Source organism: Streptomyces sp. NPDC059534 (genome assembly GCF_042743475.1).
GTDB lineage: Bacteria > Actinomycetota > Actinomycetes > Streptomycetales > Streptomycetaceae > Streptomyces.
Genome location: NZ_JBHWAQ010000003.1, coordinates 13,288 through 25,111, shown reverse-complemented (window position 1 = coordinate 25,111; position 11,824 = coordinate 13,288). Strand labels below are relative to the sequence as shown.

The following is an 11,824-nucleotide window of genomic DNA, read 5'->3' as shown; positions in this document are numbered from 1 at the left end:
TTGCCCGAGGAGCCCGAACAGATGGCGAACTTCTCCAAGTCGACCGTGCCGCAGTTCTCGGTGGACGTCTACCAGAACGAGTTCCTGCCGGAGGGCGGCAGGGACGTCAGCGCGATCGTCACGGTCACCTCGACCGGGGGCGGCACCACCGGCGCGACGGCGTCCGGCGGCCTCGGGCACGTCGCCGACGGCAGCACGGCCGGTGTCGTGATCATGGTCGACTGCTCCGGCTCGATGGACTACCCGGCCACCAAGATGCGCGGCGCGCGCGAGGCGACCGCCGCCGCCGTCGACACCCTGCACGACGGCACGTCCTTCGCCGTCGTCGCCGGCACGCACGTGGCGAAGGAGGTCTACCCGGGGAACGGCGGCCTCGCCGTCGCCGACGCCCGGACCCGCGCCGAGGCCAAGGAGGCGCTGCGCCGCCTCTCCGCGGGCGGCGGCACGGCGATCGGCACCTGGCTGCGCCTCGCGGACCGGCTGCTCGCCTCCGCCGACCTGTCCATCCGGCACGGCGTCCTGCTCACCGACGGCCGCAACGAGCACGAGACGCCGGAGGCGCTGCGGGCCGCGCTCGACGCCTGCGCGGGCCGGTTCACCTGCGACGCGCGCGGGGTCGGCACCGACTGGGAGGTCAAGGAGGTCACCGGGATCGCGTCGGCGCTCCTGGGCACCGCCGACATCGTCGCCGACCCGGCCGGTCTCGCCGCCGACTTCACGTCGATGATGGAGACCGCGATGGGCAAGGGCGTGGCGGACGTGGCGCTCCGCCTGTGGACCCCGGTCGGGGTCGAGGTCCTGTTCGTGAAGCAGGTGGCGCCGGCCGTCGAGGACCTCACCGGGCGGCGTACCGAGGCCGGTCCGCGCGCAGGGGACTACCCGACGGGCTCCTGGGGCGACGAGTCGCGCGACTACCACGTCAGCGTGCGGGTCCCGCGGGCCGCGGTCGGGCAGGAGATGCTCGCCGCCCGCGTCTCGCTGCTCGCCCCGGACCCGGCGGGCGGCGACCCGCGTCCGCTGTCCCAAGGGCTGGTACGGGCGGTGTGGACGGACGACCTCGCGATGTCGACGTCGATCAACCCGCAGGTGGCGCACTACACGGGCCAGGCGGAGCTCGCGGACGTCATCCAGCAGGGTCTCGATGCCCGCAAATCGGGCGATCGCGACGGCGCGACGGCCAAACTGGGCCGCGCGGTGCAGCTCGCGGCGGCCTCCGGCAACGCGGATACGGCGAAACTGCTTTCGAAGGTGGTCGACGTCGTCGACGCGGCGACCGGTACTGTGCGTTTGAAGGCGAAGGTCGCGGAAGCGGACGAGATGACACTCGAGACCCGCTCCACCAAGACCGTTCGCGTCAAGAGGTAGCCCGGCCACCGGGCCGGACGACGAGAGGGGGAAGCACCGACATGCCGACCTGCCCGAACGGACACCAGTCGGTCTCCGACGACTGGTGCGAGGTCTGCGGCCATCGCATGGCCGGGGCGGGCGCGCCTGCGGGTGCCGTACCGCCGCCTCCCCCGCCGCCGCCCCCCGCGTACGGATACCCCGGTCCCGCCGGTCCCGGCCAGGCCCCGCAGGGCCCGCCGCCCGGCGACTTCGGCGCACCCGGCGGCTACGACAGGCCCGGCGACTTCGGCGCGCCCGGCGGCTTCGACGGCCCCGGTGGCTTCGGTCCCGGTGCCCCTGCGGCCCCGGGCGGCTTCGCCCCCGGGGGCGACCCGAACGCGACGGCCCAGGCGGAGCTCTGCCCGCAGTGCCGTACGCCGCGCGAGCACATGGCGCCGTTCTGTGAGGAGTGCCGCTGGAACTTCCTCACGAACACGGCGACCTCGTACACGCCGCTGGCCCCGCACAACCCGCCGGCCGCGCAGCAGCCCGGGCCGCCGCCCGGCCTGAACCTGCCGCCGGGCTTCCAGTCCCCGCCGCCCCCGCCGCCGCAGCAGCCGGACCCGTTCGGCTACCAGGGTTCGCGGCCCTCGCAGGTGAACCGGCCGGCCGAGCCGCTGGGCGCCGAGCCCACGCACCACCAGGCCCCGCCGCAGCGCCCGCCGCACCAGCAGCCGCCCATGCCGCAGCCGGGAGCGCAGCCGCCGGGTGCCCCGCAGCCGGGGATGCACCAGCCGCCCGCCCCGCCCGCGTACCTCCAGGCCCCGGCGCAGGCCCCGGCCGCACCGGCGCCGCCGCAGCCGCGCGCCGACGACGACTGGGTCCTGTCCCCGCCGTCGCAGCCGCACGCCCCGCAGCCGCCGGCCCCGCAGCACCAGGCACCGCCGCATCAGCAGCAGGGGCCTCCGCAGCACCAGCAGCAGGCACCCCCGCAGCACCAGCAGCAGGGGCCTCCGTCGTATCAGGCACCCCCGCAGCACCAGGGTCCTCCGCAGCAGTTCCAGCCGCCGCGGCAGCCGCAGGGCTGGACGGCGGTCATCGGGCCGGACCGCGAGTACTTCATGGCGATGATGCACCGCAGCGGGCCCGAAGCCTCGGGCCTCAACCTGCCCGCGTTCTCGCCGGACAAGCACCTGCCGCTCCAGGGCAACCAGATCGCCATCGGCCGCCGCCGGCACTCCACCGGCGAGTCCCCCGACATCGACCTGTCGGTGCCGCCGGAGGACCCGGGCGTCTCGCACCAGCACGCCGTGCTCGTGCAGCAGCCGGACGGCTCGTGGGCGGTGGTGGACCAGAACTCCACCAACGGCACCACGATCAACGGCGGCGAGGAGCCGATCCAGCCCTACGTCCCCGTCCAGCTCCAGGACGGCGACCGGGTGCACGTCGGCGCCTGGACCACGATCACGATCCGTCTCGGCTGACGGAGCACGTCAGGCGGCCACCGGCAGGGGCCAGGCGTACGGCCCTCCGGGGTCGTCCAGCCAGGCCCACTGCCGGTCGCCGCTGACCGTCACCCCGAAGCGCTCCCGCTCCGGCCGCCGCTCGCGCAGCCAGAGCGAGAGCGCTTCACGCCTGTCCAGGGCCTCGCCGGCCAGCCCCCACAGGAAGCGGAAGCCCTCGTCCCCGGCCGGGCCCCGGCGCAGGGTGCGGGCGGCGACGCCCCGCAGCGCCACGAAGTACGCCGAGGTCTCCAGGAACCTGCCCTCCGCGTGGGCGCCGTCGCGGACCCGCAGCAGGATCAGCCCGGTGGACAGCGGGGCGAGCACCAGGGCGCCGGGCCTGCTCTGCGCGAGCCAGGGGTACGGCACCCAGGGCACCGCGCAGGTCGCCACGATCCGGTCGTAGGGGGCGTGCTCCGGGCAGCCGCGGGCGCCGTCGGCGGCGACGACGGCCGGCCGGAACCCGGCGGCGGCGAGGTGGGTGCGGGCGGCCTCGGCGATCTCCTCGTCCAGGTCGACGGTGGTGACGTGCGCGTCGCCGAGCCGGTGGCAGAGCAGGGCGGCGTGGTAGCCGGTGCCGGCGCCGATCTCCAGGACGTCGTCGCCGTCGCGGACGTCCAGGGCCCGGAGCATCAGCGCCATCAGGGACGGCTGGCTGGCGGAGGAGACCAGCTCCCCGTCGCGTACCCGGGTGGCGATCGCCGTGTCGTCGTAGGCGCCGCGCAGCCAGCGTTCCCGCCGCGCGGGGTCGGGGTCGCCGGACCAGAGCCGCTCGTAGCCGCCTGTCCCGGAGACGTAGTAGTACGGAACGAAGAGATGGCGCGGGACCCCGGTGAAGGCCGCGCGCCAGGCGGGGTCGGCCAGCTCGCCCGCCGCCTCCACCTCCCGCACGAGCGCCCGCCGCGCCCGCGCGGCGGCCTCGGCGAACTCGTCCCGCGGCTCACCCATGCCTCCACTCTCCCGCCGCCCGGCGGGCCCGGCGAGCGCTCCCGGGCGCGGCACCGGGTGCGGCCCGGGGTGCGGTCCTAGACCTCCGGTCCTCGGCCGGGTCATCTGAGACGATGGAACGGTGAACGAGATTCCCGGGGAAACAGTGCAGGAGCAGACCTTCTACGAGCAGGTCGGCGGCGAGGAGACCTTCCGCCGTCTGGTCCACCGCTTCTACGAGGGCGTCGCCGCGGACCCGCTGCTGCGCCCGATGTACCCCGAGGAGGACCTCGGTCCCGCCGAGGAGCGCCTCACCCTCTTCCTGATCCAGTACTGGGGCGGCCCCCGCACCTACAGCGACCACCGCGGCCACCCCCGCCTCCGTATGCGGCACGCCCCGTTCACCGTCGACCGCGCCGCCCACGACGCCTGGCTGCGTCACATGCGCGACGCCGTGGACACCCTCGGTCTCGCCCCCGCCCACGAGGCGGAGCTCTGGCGCTATCTGGCCTACGCCGCCGCGTCGATGGTGAACTCCGCGGACTGACGGCCCCTCAGGTCGCTCCGGTGGCACGATCGAGGCCACCGATCGGGCATGGACGGACACATTCCGGAGAGACGACCCCGAATAACGGTCACAATCCCATCAAGGTCGGTCTGCAAGCGGTTTCCAGCAGCACGTGCACTCTGAAAGCATCCGGAGGAAGTTTCGGGAGCGTTCGGCGAGTGTTCGACGTGCGCACCGTGATCAGGGTGGCCAGGGGGACGGGTGACGGGGTTCGTATTTCTGCGTGTCAGGGCGCACCGACTACTGCTGTCCGCCGCGCTCCTCGCGGTCCTGCTGACGACATCCGTGCTCGCCACCCTGGCGGCCTTCTCCGGCACCATCGGGGACGCGGCGCTCCAGGCCGGCCTGCGCGGCCGGTCGGCGGCGGCCGCCTCGCTGCTCGTCACCGGCCAGGTGCCCCAGGCGAAGCGGGCGAGCGCCGAGGCCGCCGTCACGGACGGGGTACGGCGGACGTTCGACGGCCTGCCGGTGACCGTCCGGCGCCTTGAGCGCTCGGGGCCGTACGCACTGCCCCGCAGCCTCCAGTCGGAGGCGGCCCGCAAGGGCGACCCGGACCTGACGCACTTCGCGGCGCTCGACCGCTCACGGCTCACCCTCGTCAAGGGCGCCTGGCCCTCGCCGTCCCGGACGGCGGGCGTGATCGAGACGGCGCTGCCCGAGGAGGCCGCCCGGCGGCTGCGGATCACCCCCGGCACCGTCCTGGACCTCGGCGACCGGCTCGACGACGAACGGCGGGTGAAGACCCGCGTCACCGGCGTCTACCGGCCCGTCGACACCGCCGACCTGTACTGGCAGCTGGACCCGGCCGGCGGGCGCGGCGTGCGGACCGTCGCGTTCACGACGTACGGCCCGCTGCTGGTCGACCCGGCCGTGCTCGGCGCCGGAGTGCTCAGCACCGGCGACATCTCCTGGCTCGGCTCCGCCGACTTCGACGGCCTCACCACCGACCGGATCGACGCCCTGCGCGCCTCCGCGACCGAGGGCCCGAAGGCGCTGGCCGCGCGCACCGACGCGTTCGGCACCACGATCTCCACGTCCACCGCGCTCCCGACCGCCCTGCAGCAGACCCAGCGCGCGCTGCTCGTCTCCCGCTCCACCCTGCTGATCGTCGCCGTCCAGCTGGTGCTGCTCGCCGCCTACGCGCTGCTGCTCGTCGCCCGGCTCCTCAGCACCGAGCGCTCCGGCGAGACGGCCCTGCTGCGGGCCCGCGGCGGTTCGCGCCGCCGCATCGCCGGGCTCGCCGGCATCGAGGCGCTGCTCCTCGCGCTGCCCGCGGCGATCGCCGCACCGCTCCTGTCCGGACCGCTGACCCGGCTCTTCGCCGAGCGGTCCGCGCTCTCCTCCCTCGGCGTCCGGCTCGACACGACGCCCTCGCTCCAGGTGTGGCTGGTAGCCGCGGGCGTGGCCCTGCTCTGCGCCGCGGCCGTCGTCGCGCCCGCGCTCGCCGCCGGCGACGGCTCCGCCGTCTCGCTGCGCAAGGCCCGCTCGGCCTCGCTGCCCGCTTCGGTACGGGCCGGGGCCGACCTCGCCCTCCTCGCCGTCGCCGGCGTGGCCTACTGGCAGCTCCAGCGGCCCGCCGCCGCGGGCGGCACCCTCGGCACCGAAGAGGCCGGCGGGGGCTCCATCGATCCCGTGCTCATCGCCGCGCCCGCCCTCGCCCTGCTCGCCGGCACCGTCCTGACCCTCCGCCTCCTGCCGCCCGCCGCCAAGCTGGCCGAGCGGCGCGCGGCGGGCGGGCGCGGGCTCTCCGCCGCGCTCGCGGGCTGGCAGTTCAGCCGCCGGCCGCTGCGCGGCGCGGGCCCCGTCCTCCTCCTCGTCCTCGCCGTCGCGATGGGCATGCTGGCCATCGGGCAGAGCGGCTCGTGGGAACGCTCGCAGCGCGACCAGGCCGACTTCCACACCGGCGCCGCCGTCCGCGTCCTCGGCGCCGGCCCCGGCGAGCCGACGGAGACCGAGCGGCTGGCCGCCGTCCCGGGCGTCACCGCCGTCGCCCCCGTGTACCGCGCCTCCATGGACGCGGCCGGCAAGACCGCGACCGTCCTGGCCGTGGACACCCGCAACGCCGCGGGCGGCATGCTGCTCCGCCCCGACCTCGCCGGCGCCACCGCCTCCTCCCTCCTCGCCCCGCTCACGCCGAAGGACCTCACCCGGCCCGGGCTCGCGCTGCCCGCCGGTACCCGCACGATCGCCGTCGACCTGCGGACCACCGCACCCGCCGGCATGCCCGAGCCCCGGGTCACCGCCGTCCTGGAGGACCCGAACGGCATCCCGTTCCGGCAGATCCTGGGCCCGCTGCCGCTCGACGGCCGCACCCACCGGCTGACCGCCGACCTCGGCGCCCTGACCGCCGGCCCCGGCACGGACGCGGCCCGCGGCTCCGGCGGTCTGCTCACCCTCACCGGCCTGGAGGTCACCGGCCAGATCGCCGACGGCGTGAGGTACACGCAGACCCTCGTCGTCGAGCGCTTCGCCACCGTCCGGGCCGACGGCACCGAGCGGGTGCACGCCCCCGGGCAGGTCCTCGCCTCCTGGGCCTCCGACTTCGAGCAGACCGAGTTCGGCGACCCGGGGGGCGGCGGCCCCGCGAACGGCACCGCGGGCCGCGCGGGACCCGGCGGCCGCCCGGCCCCGTACACCCTCTCCTTCGTCGTCATCGGCGGCGTTTCCGACGACAGCCACTGGGAGACGGAGGAGTACACGCTGCGGGCGAACGCCCCCGGCCCGAAGCCGCCCGAGTACCTCTCCGCCGTGGCCACCGAGGCGTTCATGACGGCGACCGGCGCCAAGACCGGCGACCGGATCGAGGTCGCCCTCGACGGCCGCCAGATCGACGTCACCGTCGCCCGGGTGGTCAAGGAACTGCCGACCACCGGACCGGGCTCCCGGGCCGTGTCCGCCACCACGCCCGTCGCCACCCCCGAGGACGGCGGCGCGGTCCTCGTCGACCTGGCCTCGGTCAACCGGTACCTGGCCGGCGGCTCCGACCGGACCGCGACCGTGCCGCCCACCGAGTGGTGGCTCACCGTCGCCCCCGGCCGCGCGGACGACGTCGCCGCCGCCCTGCGCGCCCGCCCCAACACGGACCCCGCGCAGGTCCTCGTCCGCGACGAGGCCGCCGCCGACCTCCTCGGCGACCCGCTCGGCGCGGGCCCCAACGCCGCCCTGATGGCGGTCGCGGCCGCCGCCGCCGCGCTCGCCGCCGTCGGCTTCGCGGTCGGCTCGGCCGGCGCGCTGCGGGAACGGTCCGCCGAGTTCGGACTGCTCCAGGCGCTCGGCACCCCCCGCCGCCGGCTCGCCCGGCTCATCGCCGCCGAACAGGGCGTGCTCATCGGCATCGGCCTGCTCGTCGGCATCGGGCTCGGCACCGTCCTGGCCCGGGCCGTCGTCCCGCTCGTCGTCCTCACCGGCCAGGCCGCCCGCCCCGTCCCCGCCGTCCTGGTCGAACTGCCCCTCGGGCAGGTGGCCCTGCTCCTCGCCGGAGTCGCCACACTGCCGCTGGCCATCGTCGCCGGGATCGCCCTGCGCCGCACCGACCCGGTCGTGACCCTGCGCCATCAGGGGGACCACTGATGGCCGCCGCGGACAGCGAGCACCCCGAGTCCGCCGCCGGCACGGACACGGCCCGCACCGACACCACCGCCGTACGCAGGAAGGCACCCGACATGGCCCCGCCCCGGTCCGACAAGCCCGCCCGCGCCGTGGCGCCCTGGGTGCGGACCCGGCTGCGGACCGCGCCCTGGGCCGCCGCCTCGCTCGCCCTGCTCGTGCTCGTCACCGCGTACCTCGCGGCCGCGCTGCCGCGGGCCGTCGACGCGTACGAGACGGAGGGCCTGCGCCACGACATCCGGGCCGCAGCGCCCCGCAGCAGCGTCCTCGAACTGACCGCCGAGGCGCCCGGCCTGGAACCCAGCCTGTCCCGGCGCGAGGCGCGCCTGGCCCCCTCGATCCTCCAGCGGCAGCGCGACGACGTCGCCGTCCTGCTGCCCGAGCCGCTGCGCACCGACCCGCGGCAGACCGTCCACGGCGTCCGCACGGTCAAGCGGGTCGAGGGCCTGGACCCGTGGCTGCCCCGGCCCGACGGGATCTCCCCCGAGTTCGTCCTCTCCTCCCCGTCCGAGCTGGCCGGCCACACGACGCTCCGGCAGGGCCGGCTCCCCGCGGGCACGGCCCGCCGCCCCGAGGCGGTCGTGACCGCCAAGACCGCCGCGTCCCTGCACCTGAAGGCCGGCTCCGTCGTCCACGTGCCGGGCCGGATCAGCGCCGAACCGATCGCCGTGACCGTCACCGGGATCGTGGAGCCGCGCGGCCCCGAGACCGCGTACTGGGCCGTGGAACCGCTGCTGCGCACCCCCGCGTACGCCGCGCTCGTCGGCAACGAGGTGAAGTACTACTGGCAGGGGGCCCTGCTCCTCTCCCCCGAGTCGGCGCCCGCCATCCTCTCCACCACCGGCGAACCGGAGGTCTTCTTCCGGTTCGTGCCCACCTCCGACCACCTCTTCGGGCGGGACGTCGACCGGCTCGCGGCCGCCCTCGACTCGGCCGCCGGCGGGCCGGACCTGGTGAAGATGCGCAGGGTCGTCGGACCCACCGGCGCCCTCACCACCGAACTCGACTCCCTCGTCGACTCGTACCGCTCGATGCGCGAGGCGATCAACCCGGTCGTGGCCGTCGCCGTGTTCGGCATCGGCGCCGTCGCGGCCGTGGTCCTCGCCATGACCGGCGGCCTCTTCGTCGCCCGCCGGGACAGCGAACTGGCGCTCATCCGCTCCCGCGGCGCCTCCCTCACCGGCATCGGCCTGCGGCTGCTCGGCGAGACCTCGGCGGTCGCCGTACCGGCCGCGGCCCTCGCCCTCGTCCTCGCCGTCGCGACCGTGCGAGGCGCGGGCGACGGCGTGACGGGCGGCATCCCGCTCGCCCCCTCCGTCCTCGCCGCCACGGCCGTCGCCCTCATCGCGATGCTGGTCCTGCCCCTGCGGGCGGTCGTCGTGCACCGGAACCCGCGGCTGCACGGCGGCCGCGACGACCTGCTCGACGCCCGCCCCTCCCGGCGCCGCACCGTCCTCGAACTCACCGCCCTCGTCCTCGCGGTGGGCGCGGTCGCCTCGCTGCGGCTGCGCGGCACCGCCGACGCCGGAGACCACCTGGTGAGCGCCGCCCCGGTGCTCGTCGGCCTGATCGCGGCCATGCTGCTCGTACGGATCTACCCGCTGCCGCTGCGCTGGGCGGCCCGCCCGGCCCGCCGGCTCCGCGGGGCGGTCGGACCGCTGGCCCTGGCCCGCGCCGGACGCTCCTCATCGGCGGGCACCCTCCCGCTGCTCGCACTGGTCCTCGCGCTCACCACGGCGGCCTTCGGCGGCTCCGTCCTCGCGGGCGTCGCCGACGCCCGCGACCGGGCCGCCCTCCTGACCACCGGCGCGGACGCCCGGATCGGCGGCTCCGTCGAGTGGACACCGCTGCCCGCGGGGCTCGTCGAGACGGTGCGCGGCACGGCGGGCGTACGGGACCTGGCCCCGGTGCAGATCGAGTACGGGGTCTCGCTGCCGTCCTCCCAGGGCACCTCCGACCTGCCGATGAGCGCGCCCCTCGTGGGCGTCGAGCCCGGCTCGTACACGCGGCTCGCGGACCGGACCGGCTTCGGACCGTTCCCGGCCGGACTGCTCGCGTCGACCGGGCGGGGCGGCCCGGACGCCGTCGCGGACACCGAACGGGTACTGCCCGCCATCGCCTCGCCCGCGGTCGCCGAACGGCTCGGCAAGGCGCCGCTGGAGATCGTGTCGGCGGCCGGCGTGTTCCGGGTCAAGGTGGTCGCGGTCCGCTCGACGACCCCGGCCCTCTCCGACGCCGACTTCCTCGTCGTCAACGCCGCCGACCTCACCCACCCGGCGCCCACCGGGCTCCTCGTCACCGGCTCGCCCGACGGCGCCGCGCTGCGGGCCGCCGTCAAGGGCGGCGACGGGGCCCTCGCCGTGACGATGCGCAGCGAGCAGCGGTCCACCTACGTGGACTCGCCGCTCCAGTCGGGCGCCGAGGGCATCTACCTCGGCGCGATCGGCGCCGGCGCCGGCTACGCCATGGTGGCGGTGCTGCTCTCCCTCATGCAGAGCGCACCGGAACGGACCAAACTCCTCGCCCGGCTCCGGACCATGGGCCTCACCCGCAAGCAGGGCCGACGGCTGCTCGGCCTCGAAGCCCTGCCGCAGGCGGTCCTCGCCGCGCTCGGCGGGACCCTGGTGGGCTGGGCGACGGTACCGCTGCTCGCCCCGGGCGTCGACCTGTTCCGGCTGGCGCTCGCGGCGGCACCGGGCTTCGCCCCGCTGGACAGCGCCCCGCTGCGGGCCGACCCGTGGTCGCTGGTGCTGCCCGCGGTCGGCGTCGTCCTCCTGACGGGGCTGGCGGCGGCGGGACAGGCATGGTGGGCGGGACGCAGGGGCTCGATCAAGGAACTCAGGGCAGGAGACGCACGATGACGCAGACCGGGACGACCCTCTCGACCGCCCCTTCGGACACCACCCTCGAGGAGCTGGAGCGGCGGGCCACGGCGCGGCGCGACCGGCCCTCGTACGGGCACGACGCGCTCATCGCCTGCGACCGGCTGGTCCGGATCTTCACCACCGACGGGGTGGAGGTGCAGGCGCTCCAGGGACTCGACCTCCTCGTGAAGGAGGGCGAGCTGATGGCCCTGGTCGGCGCCTCCGGATCCGGCAAGTCGACCCTGATGAACATCCTCGCGGGCCTGGACGTGCCGACCGCGGGCGCGGCCCGGGTCGCGGGCTGCGACCTGCTCGGGATGGACGGCAAGGCGCGGCTGCGCTACCGGCGCGAGGTCGTCGGCTTCGTCTGGCAGCAGACCGCCCGCAACCTCCTGCCCTATCTGACGGCCGCCCAGAACGTCGCACTGCCCATGCAGTTGCGCGGCCGCTCGAAGAAGAAGGCCGAGCGGGCGGAGGAGCTCCTCTCGATGCTGGGCATCGCGGAGGCCAGGGACCGGCGGCCGCACCAGCTCTCCGGCGGCCAGCAGCAGCGGGTGGCGATCGCCGTCGCCCTGGCCAACAACCCGGCCGTGCTCCTCGCCGACGAGCCGACCGGCGAGCTCGACTCGGCCACCGGCGAGCAGGTCTTCGCGGCCTTCCGCCGCGCCAACGAGGAGCTCGGCACCACCATCGTCATCGTCACCCACGACCAGGCCGTCGCCTCCGAGGTCCGCCGTACGGTCGCCATCCGCGACGGCCGCACCTCCTCGGAGGTCCTGCGCCGCACCGAGGTCGACGAGCTCGGCCAGGAGTCCCTGGTCGCCCGCGAGTACGCGATGCTCGACCGGGCGGGCCGGCTCCAGCTCCCCGCGGAGTACACGGCGACCCTGGGCATGGAGCACCGGGTGGCCCTGGAACTGGAGCAGGACCACATCGGGGTGTGGCCCGACGACACAGAGCACTGAGCCGACGGCTGGGCACGGCTGGGCACGGCTGGGCACGGCTGGGCACGGCTGGGCACGGCTGGGCAC

The 11,824-nt window shown here is 76.0% G+C and carries 7 protein-coding genes; 6 read left to right on the top strand and 1 reads right to left on the bottom strand.

Annotated elements, in window-relative coordinates; translation table 11 throughout:
- The first annotated feature begins 21 nt into the window (after nucleotides 1-21).
- Together ACFVZH_RS04385 and ACFVZH_RS04380 are read left to right on the top strand one after the other, a co-directional pair.
- Complete coding sequence (locus ACFVZH_RS04385; RefSeq protein WP_384892988.1) at nucleotides 22-1,365, top strand: VWA domain-containing protein; 1,344 nt, start codon at nucleotides 22-24, stop codon at nucleotides 1,363-1,365.
- 41 nt (nucleotides 1,366-1,406) lie between these two features.
- A complete protein-coding gene (locus ACFVZH_RS04380) occupies nucleotides 1,407-2,810 on the top strand; it encodes an FHA domain-containing protein (RefSeq protein ID WP_384892985.1) in 1,404 nt (467 codons plus the stop codon).
- Between the two features lie 9 nt (nucleotides 2,811-2,819).
- Here the strand turns inward: ACFVZH_RS04380 and ACFVZH_RS04375 are convergent, their stop codons facing one another.
- Nucleotides 2,820-3,776, bottom strand: a complete 957-nt coding sequence (locus ACFVZH_RS04375) for a methyltransferase domain-containing protein (protein ID WP_384892982.1) — start codon at nucleotides 3,774-3,776, stop codon at nucleotides 2,820-2,822.
- A gap of 121 nt (nucleotides 3,777-3,897) precedes the next feature.
- Between ACFVZH_RS04375 and ACFVZH_RS04370 the strand changes: the two genes are divergently transcribed.
- The 4 genes from ACFVZH_RS04370 to ACFVZH_RS04355 all read left to right on the top strand — a co-directional run bounded on the left by ACFVZH_RS04370 (nucleotide 3,898) and on the right by ACFVZH_RS04355 (nucleotide 11,758).
- Nucleotides 3,898-4,302, top strand: a complete 405-nt coding sequence (locus ACFVZH_RS04370; RefSeq protein WP_384892979.1) for a globin — start codon at nucleotides 3,898-3,900, stop codon at nucleotides 4,300-4,302.
- Between the two features lie 222 nt (nucleotides 4,303-4,524).
- Nucleotides 4,525-7,893 (top strand): FtsX-like permease family protein, encoded by a 3,369-nt coding sequence (locus tag ACFVZH_RS04365; protein WP_384892976.1) that lies wholly within the window; start codon nucleotides 4,525-4,527, stop codon nucleotides 7,891-7,893.
- A gap of 92 nt (nucleotides 7,894-7,985) precedes the next feature.
- On the top strand, nucleotides 7,986-10,790 hold the full coding sequence (locus tag ACFVZH_RS04360) for an FtsX-like permease family protein (protein ID WP_384893639.1): 2,805 nt from the start codon (nucleotides 7,986-7,988) through the stop codon (nucleotides 10,788-10,790).
- Nucleotides 10,787-11,758, top strand: a complete 972-nt coding sequence (locus ACFVZH_RS04355) for an ABC transporter ATP-binding protein (RefSeq protein ID WP_384892973.1) — start codon at nucleotides 10,787-10,789, stop codon at nucleotides 11,756-11,758. The genes ACFVZH_RS04360 and ACFVZH_RS04355 overlap by 4 nt, the downstream gene beginning before the upstream one ends.
- Nucleotides 11,759-11,824: the final 66 nt, after the last annotated feature.